This window comes from Arthrobacter sp. RIT-PI-e (genome assembly GCF_001187915.1).
Lineage (GTDB): Bacteria > Actinomycetota > Actinomycetes > Actinomycetales > Micrococcaceae > Arthrobacter_D.
Map to the genome: position 1 here is coordinate 1 of NZ_LGIU01000068.1, position 17638 is coordinate 17638.

The 17638-nt window shown below is 70.2% G+C and carries 13 protein-coding genes and 1 pseudogene; 6 read left to right on the top strand and 8 right to left on the bottom strand.

What is annotated here, in order from left to right; all coding sequences use genetic code 11:
• Positions 1-273, bottom strand: a 273-nt coding sequence (locus AC792_RS10025; protein ID WP_442853616.1) for a hypothetical protein, incomplete at its 3' end; no start/stop codon positions are given.
• A 12-nt stretch (positions 274-285) separates the two neighbouring features.
• Positions 286-2202 (bottom strand): translational GTPase TypA, encoded by a 1917-nt coding sequence (gene typA / locus AC792_RS10030; protein WP_049830390.1) that lies wholly within the window; start codon positions 2200-2202, stop codon positions 286-288.
• Between the two features lie 97 nt (positions 2203-2299).
• Between typA and AC792_RS17915 the strand changes: the two genes are divergently transcribed.
• Entirely contained in the window at positions 2300-2422 is a 123-nt protein-coding gene (locus tag AC792_RS17915; protein ID WP_268753370.1) for a hypothetical protein, read from the top strand.
• Here AC792_RS17915 and AC792_RS10035 read toward each other — a convergent pair.
• Positions 2419-4242: a BCCT family transporter gene (locus AC792_RS10035; RefSeq protein WP_082177641.1), complete on the bottom strand. Its 1824-nt coding sequence runs from the start codon at positions 4240-4242 to the stop codon at positions 2419-2421. The two genes, AC792_RS17915 and AC792_RS10035, sit on opposite strands and share 4 nt — an antisense overlap.
• Positions 4243-4518: 276 nt before the next feature.
• The gene (locus AC792_RS10040; RefSeq protein WP_049830391.1) at positions 4519-5532 is read right to left on the bottom strand and encodes a LacI family DNA-binding transcriptional regulator; all 1014 of its coding nucleotides are present in this window, start codon (positions 5530-5532) and stop codon (positions 4519-4521) included.
• Between the two features lie 165 nt (positions 5533-5697).
• Between AC792_RS10040 and AC792_RS10045 the strand changes: the two genes are divergently transcribed.
• The 5 genes and pseudogenes from AC792_RS10045 to AC792_RS10060 all read left to right on the top strand — a co-directional run bounded on the left by AC792_RS10045 (position 5698) and on the right by AC792_RS10060 (position 11658).
• A complete protein-coding gene (locus tag AC792_RS10045; protein WP_049830392.1) occupies positions 5698-7116 on the top strand; it encodes a Gfo/Idh/MocA family oxidoreductase in 1419 nt (472 codons plus the stop codon).
• Positions 7116-8141: an NAD-dependent epimerase/dehydratase family protein gene (locus AC792_RS10050; RefSeq protein ID WP_049830393.1), complete on the top strand. Its 1026-nt coding sequence runs from the start codon at positions 7116-7118 to the stop codon at positions 8139-8141. Before AC792_RS10045 ends, AC792_RS10050 begins: the two co-directional genes overlap by 1 nt.
• Entirely contained in the window at positions 8138-9043 is a 906-nt protein-coding gene (locus AC792_RS10055) for a 5-dehydro-4-deoxyglucarate dehydratase (protein ID WP_049830394.1), read from the top strand. The genes AC792_RS10050 and AC792_RS10055 overlap by 4 nt, the downstream gene beginning before the upstream one ends.
• Positions 9040-10106: pseudogene (locus AC792_RS16475) on the top strand (mandelate racemase/muconate lactonizing enzyme family protein). Before AC792_RS10055 ends, AC792_RS16475 begins: the two are co-directional and overlap by 4 nt.
• A gap of 58 nt (positions 10107-10164) precedes the next feature.
• On the top strand, positions 10165-11658 hold the full coding sequence (locus AC792_RS10060) for an aldehyde dehydrogenase (NADP(+)) (RefSeq protein WP_049830398.1): 1494 nt from the start codon (positions 10165-10167) through the stop codon (positions 11656-11658).
• A gap of 154 nt (positions 11659-11812) precedes the next feature.
• Here the strand turns inward: AC792_RS10060 and AC792_RS10065 are convergent, their stop codons facing one another.
• The 4 genes from AC792_RS10065 to AC792_RS10080 form a co-directional block, all read right to left on the bottom strand.
• Complete coding sequence (locus AC792_RS10065; RefSeq protein ID WP_049830395.1) at positions 11813-12928, bottom strand: M24 family metallopeptidase; 1116 nt, start codon at positions 12926-12928, stop codon at positions 11813-11815.
• Complete coding sequence (locus AC792_RS10070; protein WP_235436621.1) at positions 12910-14982, bottom strand: DUF6807 family protein; 2073 nt, start codon at positions 14980-14982, stop codon at positions 12910-12912. The genes AC792_RS10065 and AC792_RS10070 overlap by 19 nt, the downstream gene beginning before the upstream one ends.
• 116 nt (positions 14983-15098) lie before the next feature.
• On the bottom strand, positions 15099-16406 hold the full coding sequence (locus tag AC792_RS10075; protein ID WP_049830396.1) for an ABC transporter substrate-binding protein: 1308 nt from the start codon (positions 16404-16406) through the stop codon (positions 15099-15101).
• Between the two features lie 38 nt (positions 16407-16444).
• A partial coding sequence (locus tag AC792_RS10080) for an ABC transporter substrate-binding protein (protein WP_152916133.1) occupies positions 16445-17638 on the bottom strand: 1194 nt, incomplete at its 5' end.

A 17638-nucleotide genomic window follows, 5' to 3' on the forward strand; every position in this document is an offset into this window, starting at 1 on the left:
GGCGTACACGAGGTGGCCGTGCAGGAGCGTGCCGAAGACCCCCGCCACCAGCCCGCCCACGACGGCTCCCAGCAGCGCGACGAGCCGGCCCGGGCCGCGTTGCGGCCGATCACCGGCGGCACGACCGGACACGCTCGCCCCGCCGCCGTCCGTGCCCACGGTCCGGTACGACGGCGGTCCCTGCGAGGGTGCCGGGACGGCCGCCTCGGGTCCCTGGGACGACGAACGCCGGCCCTCCCCCGCTGGGGAGGTGCCGGCGTCGTCGGTGCTCATGGGGTGCTGGGATCAGGCACGAGCGCGCGAGCGGGAGGCCCGCATGCGCTCGTTGGCGTCCAGGATGACCTTGCGGATCCGGATGGACTCGGGGGTGACCTCCACGCACTCGTCCTCGCGGGCGAACTCGAGGGACTCCTCGAGGGTGAGGTTCCGCGGCGGGGTGAGGTTCTCGAAGGTGTCCGAGGAGGCCGCACGCATGTTGGTGAGCTTCTTCTCCTTCGTGATGTTCACGTCCATGTCGTCGGCGCGCGAGTTCTCGCCGACGATCATGCCCTCGTACACCTCGGAGGTGGGCTGCACGAAGAAGGAGCCACGCTCCTGCAGGTTGATCATGGCGAACGGGGTGACCACACCGGAGCGGTCCGCGATCATCGAACCGTTCGTGCGGTACTCGATGTCACCGGCCCAGGGCTCGTAGCCCTCGGAGATGGACGCCGCGATACCGGCGCCGCGGGTGTCGGTGAGGAAGCGGGTGCGGAAGCCGATCAGGCCGCGGGCAGGGACGATGAACTCCATGCGGACCCAGCCGGTGCCGTGGTTGGCCATGTTGGTCATGCGACCCTTGCGGGCGGCCATGAGCTGTGTGACGCCGCCCAGGTACTCCTCGGGGACGTCGATGGTCATGTGCTCCATGGGCTCGTGGATCTTGCCGTCGATGGTCCTGGTGACCACCTGGGGCTTGCCGACGGTGAGCTCGAAGCCCTCACGGCGCATCTGCTCCACGAGGATGGCGAGCGCGAGCTCACCGCGGCCCTGGACCTCCCAGGCGTCGGGACGCGCGGTGGGCAGGACGCGGAGCGAGACGTTGCCGATGAGCTCCTTGTCCAGGCGGTCCTTCACCTGGCGTGCGGTGACCTTGGCGCCCTTGACCTTGCCGGCCAGGGGCGAGGTGTTGATCCCGATGGTCACGGAGATGGCGGGGTCGTCGACCGTGATCAGCGGCAGCGGCTGGGGGTTGTCGACGTCGGTCAGGGTCTCACCGATGGTGATGTCCTCGATACCGGCGACGGCGACGATCTCGCCGGGCCCGGCGGACTCGGTGGGTACGCGGTCCAGGGCCTTCGTGGCGAGGAGCTCGGTGATCTTGACGGTCTTCAGCTGACCGTCCTGACGGGCCCAGGCGACCTGCTGGCCCTTGCGCAGCGTACCGTTGAAGATGCGCAGCAGGGCCAGGCGGCCGAGGAACGGCGAGGCGTCGAGGTTGGTGACGTGCGCCTGCAGCACACCCTCGGGGTTGTAGCGGGGAGCCGGAATGTGCTCGATGATCGTCCGGAAGAGCGGCTCGAGGTTGTCGTTCGTGGGAACGGTGCCGTCGGCGGGCTGCTCGAGGGACGCGGCACCGGCGCGGGCCGCGGCGTAGACCACGGGGACGTTGAGGATCGAGTCGAGGTCGAGGTCGGGGACCTCGTCCGCGAGGTCCGAGGCGAGCCCGAGGAGCAGGTCCATGGACTCGCTCACGACCTCCTCGATGCGGGAGTCGGGGCGGTCCGTCTTGTTGACCAGCAGCACCACGGGCAGCTTGGCGGCGAGCGCCTTGCGGAGCACGAAGCGGGTCTGGGGCAGCGGGCCCTCGGAGGCGTCGACGAGGAGCACCACGCCGTCCACCATGGACAGACCGCGCTCCACCTCGCCGCCGAAGTCGGCGTGGCCCGGGGTGTCGATCACGTTGATGGTGATCGTCTCGCCCTTGGCGGACGGGCCGTCGTAGAACACCGTGGTGTTCTTGGCGAGGATGGTGATGCCCTTCTCGCGCTCGAGGTCACCCGAGTCCATGACGCGGTCGGCGACGTCACCGTGGGCGGCGAAGGAGTTGGTCTGCTTGAGCATGGCATCGACCAGCGTGGTCTTCCCGTGGTCCACGTGGGCCACGATGGCCACGTTGCGGAGATCGCTGCGGACGGCGGTGTTGCCTGTGGTTTCAGACATGCGTGATTACTCAATTCGGTATCTACTGCGGGGAAAGAGGTGGCGGCTGCAGTGCACGCCCTACCCCCAGTCTAGGCGCTGGGGAAAAACAGACCTAATGCACCTCTCCGCCGCCGCGGCGGTCCGGCGCTCCGGGCCCGTGGTGCCGGGACGACGACGGCGGCCCTCCACCGGTGGAGGGCCGCCGTCGTCCGGTGTGCTGCCGCCGTCCCGGTACTAGGGGCGCCGGGGGTGCTCGGCCGGGGAAGGACCGGGTGCAGGCGTGGACGCTGCAGCCCCCGGCCCGGTGCGGTCCGGGCCCTGCCGGATCTGCTCGAGGTTCAGCGAGGCGGTGTTCGTGAAGTCGTCGAGGTGCTCCTGCACCTGGCGCTCCACCCGCCCGGACATCGACTCGCTGACCTGGTCGCTGACGCGGTCGGCCATGGCGGCCGCCGCGGCCTTCCGCTGGGCCGCCTGCCAGAGCTGGTGCTCCTGGTGGAAGGCGCGCGCCAGTGCAACGGCCATGAGCAGCATGACCACGCTGAACGGGAGCGCGGTCAGGATCGCCGCGGTCTGGATCGAGGACAGGCCGTCGTCGCCCACGAGCAGCAGGGCGATCGCCACGAGTGCCACCAGGACGGCCCAAAAGACCCTGATCCAGTTCCTCGGTTCCGCCTCGCCACCCGTGGAGATCATGCTCATGACGAGCGCACCGGAATCCGCGGAGGTGATGAAGAAGATGGCGATCAGCAGGATGGCGCCGATGACCAGCGCCGGACCTCCGGGGAGATCACGGAGCAGACCGAAGAGGGCGTCCTCGGTGTCCACGCTGCCGTCGTCCGCGACCAGCCCGCCCGCACCGAAGATCTCCCGGTAGATGGCCGAACCACCCAGGACCGAGAACCAGAGGAACCCGACGGTGGTGGGCACCAGCAGCACCCCTGCGACGAACTCCCGGACGGTGCGTCCCTTCGAGACGCGCGCGATGAAGATGCCGACGAACGGCGCCCAGGACATCCACCAGCCCCAGTAGAAGGTGGTCCAGCTCGCCTGCCATGCCTCGCCCTCGGCGCCGGAGAAGGCCAGCGTGTTGAAGGTGAGTCCCACGACGTTCTGGAGGTAGTTGCCGATCGACTGCACGAACTCGCGCAGCAGGAAGAGGGTGGGGCCCGCGAAGAGGACCACGATCAGCAGGACCCCCGCGAGCACGAGGTTGATGTTGGAGAGCCACTTCATCCCCTTGCCCACACCGGAGGTGACCGAGAAGATGGTCAGCGCCGTGATGCAGACGATCAGTCCCACCTGGGTGAGCTCGGTGGCCCGCGCGATGTTGGCGGAGTCCAGACCCGCGGACATCTGCAGCACGCCGAGGCCCAGCGAGGTGGCGACGCCGAACAGCGTGCCCACGAGGGCGATGATGTCGATCACGTGACCCCAGGCACCCTTCACGCGGTCCCCGAGCAGTGGCTCGAGGGTCCAGCGGATGGAGATGGGACGGCCCCGGCGATGCACCGCGTAGGCGATGGACAGCCCGACCACCACGTAGATGCTCCAGGCGTGCAGACCCCAGTGCAGGAAGGTCTGCGTGATCGCCTGCTGTCCGAGCTGGATATCCGTACCGGTGACGCCGGGCCGCGGGCTGGCGAAGTGGTTGAGCGGCTCCGCCACACCCCAGAACACGAGCCCGATGCCCATACCCGCCGCGAACAGCAGGGCGAACCACGACATGAGGGAGAACTCGGGCTTGTCGTCGTCCTTGCCGAGACGGATGTCACCGTACCGGCTGAACCCGACCCAGAGGGAGAAGGCCACGAACAGGGCCACGATCGCCACGTAGTACCAGCCGAAGGCGCCGATGACGTTCTCCTGGAGACCGTTGAACAGCTCTGCGGCGGTACCGGGTGCGATCAGGGCGAATGCGACGAACAGGACGATGATGGCGGCGCCCGGGATGAAGACGGGCAGCGCCAGGCGTGCTCCGCGTGGCTCGGTGACCTGGCCGTCATCCACCACGTTCCCGGGCGGACCGCTCGAGGTCTTTTCCTTGGATCTGCTGCTCATGCATGTACTCCTTCATGACGTGCGAGTGGTCCCGCGAAAAGGCAGGTTCGAGCTCCGAACCGTGCTGGGATCTGCATCAAGGGTACCGAGAGGCATTTCGTCAAGAGGGGAAAATATGTGATTCCGGGTGCTCGCGAGGGCTCGCAGTCGGGTGCGTGCGGATCGACGGCGGGCCCGGATCGCCGTCAGCACGGGGATCCCGGCGGATGACGGGGTGCCGGGTGTGCGACTGGTCACCGTGCACCAATCGTTACACTGCCGAGCCGCCCTCGGCGCTCACGACGGCGCCGGTCCGGTGCTCCCCCGGAGGATCACCTCGGGCTGGATGACCGTCCCGAGCACGACGTCCTCGTCCCCGCGCAGGACGGCGCTCATCCGTTGCCAGGCCATCTCCCCCAGCTCCGTGATGGGGACCGCCGCCGTGGTCAGGGTCGGGGTGGTGTAGCGGGCGAACGGGATGTCGTCGAAGCCCGTGACGGAGAGCTGTCCGGGGACGCTGATCCCGCGCTCGTGCAGAGCACTGAGCAGGCCCATCGCCACGAGGTCGTTGAAGGCGAGCACCCCGGTGGCACCCGAGGCGAGGATCGCGTCGACGGCCTCGTGGCCCGCCGCGAAACTCACCCCTCCCGGGACGGTCTGCAGTTCCACGGCCGGGTGCTGCTCCATGAACAGCTCGAGGCCCCTCACGCGCAGCCGGTTGGACGCGCTGGGCTCCGGACCGGCGAGGAACACCAGCCTGCGGTGCCCCCGGGCCACGAGGTGGGCGGCGAGGTCCTGGATGCCCTGCCCGTAGTCGGCGGAGAGGCAGGGCGTGTCCTCGACCGGCGTGGAGCGGTTGATCAGCACCAGGGGGTGCAGGGCCGGGGCCAGGTCCCGGAGATCGGCGTCGGCCATCCGGGGAGCGCAGAGGATCACGCCGTCGCAGCGACGCCGGGCCTCCCCGGCGAGGATGGCCTCCTCGCTGGACACCTCGGAGGAGTCCGCGATCAGCACCCGGTAACCGTCTCGCGCGGCAGCCCTGCTGACTCCTCGGAGGATCGCCTGGAAGGTGGGGTTCTCGAGATCCGGCACCACCACGCCGATGGTGTCGGTCTTCCCCAGGGCCAGGCTGCGGCCCACCGAGTTGGGCTGGTACTTCAGGTCCGCCGCCGCCTGACGCACTCGTTCGGCGATGTCCGCGGCCACGGAGAAGTTGCCGTTCATCACCCGTGAGACGGTGGCATGCGACACCCCTGCCTGCTTGGCCACGTCTGCGATGCCGATGCGCCGGGACGGTGCTCTCTTGGCCACGGAACCTCCTGTGATGCGACGGGATCTCCCCGGCGATGCCCTTGACGGACGCCACGGCGAGTTGATAGAAAGCATATATTGCTGCGAGAAAACGTTTTCTCACTCAGCTTACCCGAGCGGATCCGACACCGGGTCCCAGGCCCACCCCCGGAGAGGGATCATCGCGTGATCAATGTCGATACCGAGAACACCGAGAGCACATCGTCCAGGAGCAGGTCCACGGCCCCCGACGCCGGGCCGGTCACCCGGTTCGCCCTGATCGGCACGGGCGCCCGGTCCGAGATGTACATCCGGGCCATCCTGGGGACCCACGCGGACACGGCGTCGCTCGTGGGACTCAGCGACACCAACCCCGGCCGCATCGACTACTACCAGGACCTGGTCCGTGAGCTCTCCGGCGTGCCGGACTCCTCCGTACCCACCTTCGCGCCCACCGATCTCACCGCGTTCGTCCGCGACAACGCGGTGCAGCGCGTCATCGTCACCACCCCGGACCACACGCATGCCGCGTACATCGTCGAGGCGCTGGAGGCGGGGGCCGACGTCGTGGTGGAGAAGCCGCTCACCATCGACGCGGAGAGCTGCAGGCGCATCACCCGAGCGGCGGAGCAGACCGGTCGCGACGTGATCGTCACCTTCAACTACCGCTACTCACCGCGCAACAGTGCCCTCAAGGAGATCATCCGGAGCGGGGAGCTCGGGAGGATCACCTCCGTGGACTTCAGCTGGATGCTGGACACGGTGCACGGCGCGGACTACTTCCGCCGCTGGCACCGTGACAAGGCCAACTCCGGCGGCCTGCTGATCCACAAGGCCTCCCACCACTTCGACCTGGTGAACTGGTGGATCGACGACGTCCCGGCCCGCGTCTTCGCCTCCGGTGGGCTGCGCTTCTACGGGGACGAGAACGCCGCGGAACGCGGCCTGGGACCACGGGAGGAGCGCGGGACCAACGAGTCCGCGCAGCAGGACCCGTTCTCCCTGGACCTGCGGGACGACGAGCGTCTGCGGGCGCTCTACCTCGAGAACGAGCACCACGACGGATATCGCCGCGACCAGGACGTGTTCGCCGCCGGGATCACCATCGAGGACAATCTCGCGCTCGTGGTGGACTACGTGCAGGGCTCCACCCTGAGCTACTCGCTCAACGCGCACAGCCCGTGGGAGGGGTACCGCGTCTCGGTCAACGGGACCGCGGGCCGCGCCGAGCTCGAGGTGGTGGAGCGTGCGGCCGTCTCCTCCAGCACGGACACGAAGAACGTGGTGGATCCCAGTGCCACTCCCGTGGAGGAGGAGGACCACGTGCGCCGGAACGGCGAACGCCTGGTGGTCCAGAAGCACTGGGAGCCCGCCTACGAGGTGCCCATCCTCAATGGCGCCGGCGCCCACGGCGGCGGGGACGCGCTGCTCCTCTCCGACCTGTTCGAGGGTCCGGGGGACGATCCGCTGGGGCGCCCCTCCAGCTACGTGGACGGGCTGAGCGCCGTGGCGGTGGGGATCGCCGGCAACGAGTCACTGGCGAGCTCCCTCCCCGTGACGATCGAGGAACTCCAGCTGGGCATGAAGCTCAGGAGGCACGCGTGATGACGCACGAGCCGAGCGGCAGCGCCGCGCACACCACGGACGACGCCGGGCGCCTGAAGATCCTCGTCACCGGGGGCTCGGGCCGACTCGGGCGCAGTGTGGTGACCGGTCTCGCCGCCGCCGGGTACGACGTCGTCTCCGTGGACCGCGACGAGACCCCACCGGGCACCTTCCCCGGCGCCGTGGTGCAGGAGAGCGCCGATCTCGTCTCCGACGGCGAGGCCCGCCGTGTGATCGCGCGCCACCGACCGGACGCGCTCGTCCACCTCGCGGCGATCGCCGTCCCGTTCAGCGCACCGGAGCACATCATCTTCGGCACCAACACCCGGATGGCCTTCGCGGTACTGGAGGCGGCCACCGAGCTCGGCGTGCCCCGCATCATCACGGCGAGCAGCCCCACGGTGCTCGGCTACGGATGCCCCGACGGGTGGCTGCCGGACGAGTTCCCGCTGGACGAGACCACCCCTCCGAAGCCGTGGAACGCCTATGCCCTGTCCAAGCACATCGCGGAGCAGACCGTGGAGATGCTCGCACGGACGGCCGGGGACCGGATCAGCTATGCGGCCTTCCGCCCCTGCTACGTCATCTCCCCCGAGGAGTGGGCCGGCGCGCCCACGCAGCAGGGGCACACCGTGGCCGAGCGCCTCGCCGACCCGGCGTTGTCGGCGCCCGCGCTGTTCAACTACGTGGACGCTCGCGACGTCGCCGAGTTCCTGGACGTGCTCATCCGGAAGATGGGCACCATCCCCAACGGGCAGACCTTCTTCGTCGGCGCCGCGGACGCCCTGGCGACGTCTCCGCTCGCCGAACTGATGCCGCGCTTCGTGCCCGGGAGTACCGCGCTCGCGGCACCCCTGACCGCCACGGACCCCGCGTTCTCCATCGAGAAGGCGCGCCGGATGCTCGGCTGGGAACCGCGCCGCAGCTGGCGCACCGAGTTCCGTCCGCCCTCGAGCAGTTCCCCCGAAACCTCCGGCCGGCCGGTCATGGCCGCCACCACCTCAGGAAGCCAGGTACACCCATGAACTTCGACGGCGTTCTCTTCTTCCCGGTCACCCCCTCCACCTCCCGGGACACCGTGGACCTCGACGCACTGAAGGAGCACGTGGCCGCCCGTCCGCCGTGCGGCCGGGGCGGTGTCTCCCCCGCCTGTGGCACGGGCGAGTTCCACGCTCTGAGCATCGAGGAGGTCCGCGCCGTGGTGGGCGCCACCGTCGAGGTGGTGGACGGGGCGGTCCCGGTGGTGGCCGGCGCCGGAGGTCCGCTCGGCCATGCCCTCGCCGCCACACGGGCCGCCGAGGAAGCGGGGGCGGACGCCCTCCTGGTACTCCCGCCCTACCTGGTGAACGGCCCCATGGACGGACTGATCGCCTACGTCGAGGCCGTCGCGGCCGCGAGCTCGCTCCCCGTGGTCGTCTACCACCGCGCGAACGCCCGGTTCTCCGCCGCGGCGATGAAACACCTCGCGGCGAATCCGAAGGTGATCGGTTTCAAGGACGGCGTGGGCGACGTGGGCCTGGCACAGGAGATCGTGTCCGCGGTCGGGGAGTCCGGGCGGGAGGACTTCCTGTTCTTCAACGGTCTGCTGACCGCCGAGCTGACCCAGGGCGCGTACCGCGGCCTCGGGATCCCGCTCTACTCCTCGGCGGCCTTCGCCATGGCGCCCGACGTCGCCAACGCCTACTACAGCGCGTACACGACCGGGGACGAGGAACGCAGGTCCGAGCTGCTCCGGGAGTTCTACGGACCGCTGGTGCGCCTCCGGGACCAGACCCCCGGCTTCGGGGTGTCCCTCATCAAGGCCGGGCTGGCACTCGACGGGTTCGCGTACGGCTCCGTGCGACCACCCCTGACCGACCCCACCGAGGACCAGCTCGTCGAGCTCAAGCGGATCCTCGAGGCCGGACGCGCGCTGGTCTCGCCGTGACCGCGCGCATCACGGGACTGAGCACCCGGCTGCTCACGCTCCCGCTCTCCCGCCCCTGGGGGCCCGACGTCCGTGAGAACCACGTGATCGCCACGGAGGTCCGCACCGACGACGGCGGGACCGGTCAGGGCTTCGCGTGGACGCCCCCGATCGGGCCCCGGGCCGTGCAGGCCCTCCTGGACCACGACATCGCCGCGTTCCTCCCCGGTCGCGAGGCGAAGCCCGACACGGTGTGGGACGCGCTCTGGCTCCACCTGCACGAGGCGGGCGGCGGGGGCCTCACCACCATCGCGATGGCCGGTGTGGACCTGGCACTCTGGGACCTCCGTGCGAGGTCGGCGGGGCAATCGGTGACCGAGCTGCTCGGCCGGCGCCAGGAGGCGGTGACCGTCTACGGCTCCGGCGTGAACCTCCACTACGGCCAGGACGAGCTGGTGGCCCAGGTGGAACGCTGGGTGGGCGAGGGCAAGACGGCCGTGAAGATCAAGGTGGGCAAGCCGGACATCCGCGAGGACGTGGAGCGGGTATCCGCGGTGCGCGAGGTGCTCGGCCCGGACCGCAAGCTCATGATCGACGCCAATCAGCGCTGGGACCTCCCCACCACGCTGCGCGCCATCGACGCCCTCGGCGGGTTCGACCTCGAGTGGCTCGAGGAACCGCTGCGCGCGGACGACCTCTGGGCGTACACCCGCCTGCGCAAGCAGTCCTCCGTGCCGATCGCCCTGGGCGAGAACGTGCACACCACCCCCGGTTCCGGGACTTCACCACCGCCGGTGCCGTGGACGTCGTCCAGCCCAATGTGGTGCGGGTGGGCGGGATCCCCCCGTTCCGGCGCATCGTGGAACTGGCCCGGGCGCACAGCATCGCGGTGGCCCCCCATCTCCTGCCCGAACTCTCCGGGCAGGTGGCCCTCACCCTCGCGGAACGGGTATGGGTCGAGGACGTGGAGGACGCCTCCTTCGAGCACCTCGGTGCGCTCACCGGCCCGTCCCCCATCACGATCTCCGACGGCGGCCTCACCTCCACGGGCCGGCACGGCCTGGGGCTCACCTTCATCCGCTGACCAACCACCCGCGCGGGCGGCGGAGCACGGCGCCCGCGTACACCAGGAAGAGGACACCATGACAGCAACCCCGGACACATCGGCCCCGGAGACATCGACCGCGGAACTCGACGACCTCGCGGCAGCCGCCACGACGGCGGCCGCGATCGCGGCAGCCGCGTCCGACGCCGAGCGCGCCTCCTGGCTCACCGCGGCCGCCGACGCCCTCGACGCCCACGTGGACGAACTCGTGGAGATCGCCGACGCCGAGACGCACCTCGGAGCACCACGGCTGCGCGGTGAGGTGGCCCGCACCACGGGGCAGCTGCGCCTCTTCGCGCGGGTGATCACCGAGGGCAGCTATCTCGAGGCCGTGATCGACCACGCGGACGCCTCCGCGACTCCCCCCCCCCCGGATCTCCGCAGGATCCTGCGCCCCATCGGCCCGGTCGGCGTGTTCTCGGCCTCCAACTTCCCCTTCGCCTTCTCGGTGGCCGGCGGTGACACCGCCTCGGCCCTCGCCGTGGGCTGCTCCGTGATCGTGAAGGCACACTCCGGGCACCTCCGCCTCTCCGAGCGCACCGCGGAGATCCTCGGTGCGGCGCTCGAGGGCGCCGGCGCTCCGGAGGGGATCCTCGCACTCATCAGCGGTCGCGAGGCAGGGACCGAACTCGTGAAGCACCCGGCCGTCAAGGCCGTGGGGTTCACGGGCTCGATCCCGGGCGGGCGGGCCCTGTTCGACCTCGCGGTGTCACGCCCCGATCCCATCCCGTTCTACGGCGAGCTCGGCAGCCTCAACCCGGTGGTGCTCACCGCGGCGGCCCTCTCGGCTCGGGCCCCGGAGCTCGCGGACGGCCTCGCGGCCTCCTTCACCCTGGGCGCCGGCCAGTTCTGCACCAAGCCGGGACTGGTGTTCCTCCCCGCCGGGACGGACTTCCAGGACCAGCTGAGGAAGGCGGTGGCGTCGAAGGGCAGTGCCCCCATGCTCACCGAGCGTATCGCCGAGGCGTACCCCGAGGGCCTGCAGCACCTCGCCGCACAGCAGGACGTCACCGTGGTCAGCGGCTCCGTGGAGCAGGACGCCCCCGCGGACGGTGCGGCCCCCGTGGTGTTCTCCACCACGGCTGCCACGGTGCTGGCGAACCCGGAGAGCATCCTCGAGGAGTGCTTCGGACCCACCACCGTGCTCATCGAGTACCGCGACCAGGACGAGCTGGCGAAGGTCCTGTCCGTGGTCCCGGGCAGTCTGACCGCCACCGTGCACGCCCAGCCGGACGAGGACGTGGCAGCACTCGTCACCCAGCTCTCCGAGCTGGCGGGCCGGGTCCTGTTCAACGGCTGGCCCACGGGTGTGGCCGTGAACTGGGCCCAGCAGCACGGCGGGCCGTGGCCGGCCACCACGTCCCTGTTCACCTCGGTGGGGGCGACGGCGGTGCGCCGCTTCCAGCGACCGGTGGCCTTCCAGGACGCGCCGGAGAGCGTCCTCCATCCGGCACTCCTGGAGGCGAACCCGCTGGGCGTTCCCCGGCGCGTGGATGGCGTGCTGGTTCCTGCAGGCGTGTCCGTGTCCTGAGACCGCATCGGGTCCGGACATGGGAAAGCCCCTTCGCGATGGAGTGCGAGGGGGCTTTCCCGTGTCCGGCTGCCGGTGCTCGCGCCCGCCACCGTTCGACGTCGTCATCACCGCCGGGTGCTCGGAACCATTACCCTGAGCTGTTGTCCGCCGGTCAGAGTTGGAGGACCGCGGGGCGGTCGAGTGCTCCCACGCGCGTCACCGGCCACCGCGGGTCGACGCTGAGGACGCGGGGACCCGATGGTTCCAGCAGGACGGTGTCCTCGACCTTCACCGCCGGGGCGGACGGGTTCCAGGTGAAGGCCTGGTACTCGGCCACGGTGTCCTCCGCCGCTGGTGTGGCCCGTGGGTCCCGCCCCGCGTACCCGGCAGGGCCGCCCTGGTGGTGCTGCCGCCACTGATCCGCACCGAAACCGTGCCGCTCGTAGGCAGCCCCGATCTCCGTGAGGATCCCGCCCAGGGACGCGCCGGGCACGGTGGCCGCGAGGACGTCCTGCTCCACGGCCAGGATGCGGGACTCGGCGTCCTGCTCCGCCGCGGTCGCCGCGCCGAACCTGACCCAGCGGGTCACGTTGGCGATCAACCCGTGGCGACGGGCGCACACCACGGCCATGGCGCGGCGCCCCAGCACCCCGCCGGTGGGGAGCGGGTGTCGGAAGTCGGCGCGGTCGCTCCCGCTGCACAGCAGCACCAGGGGATCGGCTCCGACGGCGACGAGCCGCGCGGCGAGCGCGGCGGCGATCTCGCGCTCCGTGGTCTGCGGCGTCGCCTCGCCGAGGACGTCGGTCAGGGCTCGGGCTGCGTCCGCGTTCAACACCTCGTACCGGGCCAGTTCCACCGGCAGCAGCGAGCGCCGCGCCTCCCTGAGCTCGCGGGCCACCTCGCCCTCCGCCATCGGGGAGGCGTCCGGGCCGTACCAGGCGCCGACGTCCTGCAGCGAGCCGTACCAGGGGACCTGATGGAGCACGACGTCGTCCGGCAGCTCCTCGGCCACCAGTCTCTCGGCCTCGTTGCTGAAGGTGACCACGTGGTCCCCGTCCCGGGTGACGAGCAGCGCCGCGACAGGATCGCCCGCCAAGCTCACGTGGACCCGGCTGCCGCCGAGGTACCAGGTGAGTGCCGTGGTGGAGGTCAGCAGGAGGGAGTCCCGGCCGGCGCGGTCCAGCAGTTCGAGCACCCTCCCCCGTTTGACGGACCGCTCGTGGGCGGCGTCGGGCGAGGAGGGGGTGTGTTCCGCCGTCCGGGGCGGGATCAGGAGACCGTCGCACATCGGACGTCCTCCTGCACGTCGGTTCCGCCCGCGGCGGCTGCCGAGGACCCGGCGAGTCCCCGGACGCGTGCGGCATCGAGCCGACCGTCGGCGACGAGCACCCTCACGGTGCGGGTGACGGGGGCGCCGGGCTGCACGGTCAGGGGGGTGTCCCAGGCCAGCGAGAGGCCCACGCCCGGGTACCCCTCCGCACGCACGAACCACGGGTCGGGGGCCTCGGGGGCGGCCAGGAAGACGAGCGTGGCGGGGCCGCCGTCGAAGTCGGCGGACCAGGCCAGCCAGGGCGCGGCCGTCCCGTGGACGGCGTCCTCACCCTCGTGCTCCGCCGTGAACACGTCCACTCCCCCGGCCCGCGGCAGGCGCCAGAAGAAGCCTCCGTACCCGCCCAGCGGGCGTCCGTTGGAGCCGGGGCTGCCGAGCTGCACCGGGGTGTCCCCCGGGGCTCGGAAGGTGAAGGTCAGCGTGAGCTGCCAGGTGGAGTCGTCCAGGCGCCGCCACGCCCAGCGGCGCTGCTCCTCGAGCAGGGCGGCACCGTCCGGGCCCTGCCACCGGAGGTCCTCCTCGAGCGAGGAGGCCGAGCGGTGCGTGCTCACCCGCTCGATCCGGCCGTGATCGGCGCGCCAGACGTACGCGCCGGCGTCGCGCGTGTAGGTGCGCCCGCCCCAGCAGTTGACGCCGTCGACGTCCTGGACGGCCACTCCCGCGCCCAGGTGCCAGACGTGATCCAGTGGGAGGTGATCGGTCACCGTCACGCCCCCGAGGGTGCGCACCGGGTGCAGATAGGGCCGGGGCGCCAGCGTGGGGGCGATGCCCGAACCGTCCCGGTACTGCGCGATCGTCGAGCCGTCGAGCACCAGATCGTCCGGACCCGTTGCCTGCGGGATCCACCCGGGATCGAGCTCGCGGAACAGGGCCTGGGACTCCAGGGCGCGCCCCATCAGGTCCTCGATCCCGTGCACCACGGGGTGGGCCTCCGCTCCCTCCCCGTGCCAGGCGACGAACTCGTCCGGGATGGTACGCGGGGCATCGGCCGTCCGGATGGCCTCCAGCACCGTCATGAAGGCGCCCGAGTCCTCCAGTGAGCTGAGCAGGGGCGCCCCTGACGAGCGGTGCTCGAGCAGGTTCTCCAGCAGGTCCACGCGTTCGACGTGCTCCGTGCGGGTCCCCTCGGGCGTGGTCACGGCGAGCTCGTCCTCGGTGTAGTAGAGGACGATCTCCCCCAGGGTGCCGGACACCCTCACACTGGGGCGCCGCTGGTCGGGTGCGCAGAGCGTCAGTGCGCAGGTGAGCACGTGCCCGGAGGCGGTGCGGATCCGCAGGGCGGGGGTGTCGTCGCTCTCGATGTCGTGCGCCCGGTACAGGTCCGTCTCCACGGAGGTGACGTCCTCCGCCCCCCGGGCGCCGGCCACCCGGAGCGCCGTGGCGATCGCATGAGCCAGCGGATTGGTCGCCACGCCGTCCACCACGTCCACGCCGTCGAGGGTCCGCTTCCCGGCCCAGCGGGAGCGCCCGAAGTACCCACGGGTCCGCACCCACGCGCCCTCCGCGCTGAAGCCCTGCACCGCGCCGATCTCCCCGGACGCCACGAGTTCCTCGATCCGCGGCAGCGCCGCGGAGCCGAGGCTCTGGAAGCCGGTCTGCACCGCCGCCGCCGCCGTGGTGGAGTGCTGCACCAGTTCGTGGAACTGCTCGAGGGAGGCCACCGGAGGCTTCTCGAGGTAGATGTCCGCGCCCAGGCTGAGGGCGGCCTCGGCGAGCACGGCGTGGAACTGGATGGGCGTGGCGATGATGACGACGTCGGCGCGGACACCAGCCGTGGCAAGCTCCGGCAGGGTGCGGAAGATCTCCACGTCCGCACCGAGGCTGCCGGGCTCCGGCGGATTCGGGTCCGCGACGGCCACGAGGACCACCGTACCCGCCTGCTCCAGGCGCCGGATGTTGGCCAGGTGATGGGCCCCGAAGCCGTGGACGCCCACGAGGGCTATGCGCGGGACCGGTGCATCACGGCTCGGGGTGTTGCGATGGGGTGCCATCACGTGGGCTGAGATCGGCATGGGCGGTCCTTCTGTCGCGGGCTGGTGGGAAAGAGGAAGAGGGGGGAGGTGCCGGCACGGCGCCGGTCCCTCCCCCGATCATCCACTGATGCATCGCTCCCGGAGGAACCGACGACCTAGGACCTGATCATCCCGTTGATCTCGTCGGTCATCTGGGTGGTGGCCTGCTCCGGGGTCAGACTCCCGAAGAGTACCTGCGAGACGTACCGGCCCACGACGTCCTGCACACCGCCGGTTCCCACCGGGGAGGGGAGTTCAGTGCTGTCGATGTCCGGCGCGATCTCGTCGAGGAAGGACACCACGGTCTGCTCCGCCTCGTTCAGCTCGGGGGTGACTGCCTCGGCCATCGCGGGGTTCACGGGCACACCGCGGTCCACGAGCATCACCTTCGCGGCCTCGGGATCGTTGGCGAGGAAGTTCACGAACTCGGCTGCGGCGTCCTGGTTGTTCGTCTGGTCGGAGATGGACCAGTACATGGAGGCCTTGAAGTACATGCCGTTGTCGTTCGCCTCACCGGACTCGGAGGGCACACGCAGCATGCTGATGTTGGCGTCGGAGGCCGTCCGGAGGGCGGACAGCTGGTTGGACCAGTACCATCCCATGGCCACGCGGTTGGTGGGCATCGCACCGGCCTCGAAGGTACCCGAGGCATCCTCGGCGAACTCCGACGCCGTCTGTCCTCCGCCGTCGTCCCGCACCGCGAGAAGGTGCTCGAACCAGGAGGTGACGGCCTCCGGGGTGTAGCCCACGGTACCCTCCGCCTCGTTGTAGAGGGATTCCCCCTGCTGCCGCAACCAGATCCGGAGATCCACGTCCTGCGCCCCGAACTCCGTTCCGCGGACGCCGTCACCCAGTGCCTCGTCGAGCGCGGCGGACAGCTCGTAGTAGTCGTCCCACGTCCAGGTGGTGTCATCGGGAAGTTCCAGCCCCGCCTGCTCGAGGAGATCCTCGTTGATCATCACCACGTAGGCGTTCTGCCCCGTGGTGAGCCCGTAGACGCCGCCGTCGTAGGAGCCCAGATCCAGGGCGGCGTCGTCGAACGCGCTGAGATCGAGGGCGTCCAGCTGGGTCAGATCCACCAGGGCTCCGCGACCCGCGTACTCCTGGAGGTACTTCTCGTCCATGGTGATCACGTCCGGGGCGCTACCGCCCGCCGTCGTGGTGGCCAGGCGGTCCCAGTACCCGCCGAAGTCGGTGTACTCGCCGGCGATCGTAATACCGTCGTGATCGGACTCGAACATGTCGATCAACCGCTCGTTGGCCTCGTGCCGGGGGTCCGAACCCCACCAGGTGAAGCGGATGTTCCCATCCCCTCCCGCCTGGCTACCGCCGTCGCCCCCACCACACGCGGTGAGCCCGAGACCTGCCACCAACGCGATGGCTGCGAGACCGAGGTGTTTCCTGGTACCTGAGAATGTCGTCATTGATATCTCTCCTTGTGTGAAGGTGAACGGCGCCGCGGTCAGCGCGCGCTGTCGATCAGGGCTGTGAGCTCCGAGCTCAACTGCTCGGCGGCCTGTGCAGGCGTGAGCCGGTCGAAGAGGACCTCGGAATCGAAGCGTAGGATCACGGCCTGCGCCGTGCCGGTCCCCACGGGCGACGGCGCCGGGCCCGTGGCCACGCTGGACTCGATGTCCTCGAGGAAGTCCACCACGGCCTCGTCGGACGCCTCGAGCTCAGGGCGTACCGCGGCCGCCAGGTCCGGGTTGACCGGCACACCGCGGTCGATCAGCATGCGCTTCACCGGCTCCTCGTTGTTGGCTAGGTAGTTCACGAAGCTCGCCGCCTCGTCGGCGTCGCTCGTGCGGGAGGAGATGGACCAGTACATGGACGCCTTGTAGTACATCCCGTTGTCCGCCTCGTCCCCCGTGCTGGACGGTGCCCGCAGCATCCGGATGTCGCTGTCCGAGGTGGTGTTGAGCACACCCAGCTGATTCGACCAGTACCAGCTCATCGCGGTGCGGTTCGTCGGGAAGCTCTGGGCCTCGAACGTGCCCGCCTGCGCCTCGGTCCACTCGGACGGGGAGGCACCACCCGCCTCGTCGCGGATGGTGAGAAGGTGCTCGAAGTACGATTCCGCGCCCTCCTGCGTGAACCCGACGCCGTCGTTCGTGTCGTTGAACAGGGACTCGCCCTGCTGACGCAGCCAGACCCGGAGGGTACCGTCCGGTGAGTTGCCGTAGTCCGAACCGGAGACGCCGTCGAGGTTCTCCGCGATGTCCCGGGAGATCCGGTAGTAGTCCTCCCAGGTCCAGGTGGTGTCGTCCGGCAGCTCGACGCCGGCCTGTTCGAAGAGATCGGCGTTGACCACCACGGCCAGCGCGTTCCGTCCGGTGGTCAGTCCGTACAGACCGTCCTCGTACCGCCCGAGGGCCAGGCTGTCCTCGTCGAACTTGGACAGGTCCAGGTTGGGCAGCTCGCTCAGGTCCATCAGCGCACCGCGGCCGGCGTAGTCCTGGAGGAACTTCTCGTCCATGGTGATGACGTCCGGCGCGTCACCACCGGCGGTGGTGGTGGCGAGCCGGTCCCAGTACCCGGAGAAGTCCGTGAACTGTCCCTCGATGGTGACTCCCTCGGTCTCACTCTCGTAGTCCTCGATGATGGCCTCGTTCACGGCGTGACGCGGGTCCGAGCCCCACCAGGACCACACGAGGTC

Bases quoted from the DNA above. Each gene is read 5' to 3' on its own strand.
- typA (WP_049830390.1), bottom strand. From the start codon at position 2,202: ATGTCTGAAACCACAGGCAACACCGCCGTCCGCAGCGATCTCCGCAAC.
- AC792_RS17915 (WP_268753370.1), top strand. From the start codon at position 2,300: ATGCACCTCTCCGCCGCCGCGGCGGTCCGGCGCTCCGGGCCCGTGGTG.
- AC792_RS10035 (WP_082177641.1), bottom strand. From the start codon at position 4,242: ATGAGCAGCAGATCCAAGGAAAAGACCTCGAGCGGTCCGCCCGGGAAC.
- AC792_RS10050 (WP_049830393.1), top strand. From the start codon at position 7,116: ATGACGCACGAGCCGAGCGGCAGCGCCGCGCACACCACGGACGACGCC.
- AC792_RS10055 (WP_049830394.1), top strand. From the start codon at position 8,138: ATGAACTTCGACGGCGTTCTCTTCTTCCCGGTCACCCCCTCCACCTCC.
- AC792_RS10060 (WP_049830398.1), top strand. From the start codon at position 10,165: ATGACAGCAACCCCGGACACATCGGCCCCGGAGACATCGACCGCGGAA.
- AC792_RS10065 (WP_049830395.1), bottom strand. From the start codon at position 12,928: ATGTGCGACGGTCTCCTGATCCCGCCCCGGACGGCGGAACACACCCCC.
- AC792_RS10070 (WP_235436621.1), bottom strand. From the start codon at position 14,982: ATGCCGATCTCAGCCCACGTGATGGCACCCCATCGCAACACCCCGAGC.
- AC792_RS10075 (WP_049830396.1), bottom strand. From the start codon at position 16,406: ATGACGACATTCTCAGGTACCAGGAAACACCTCGGTCTCGCAGCCATC.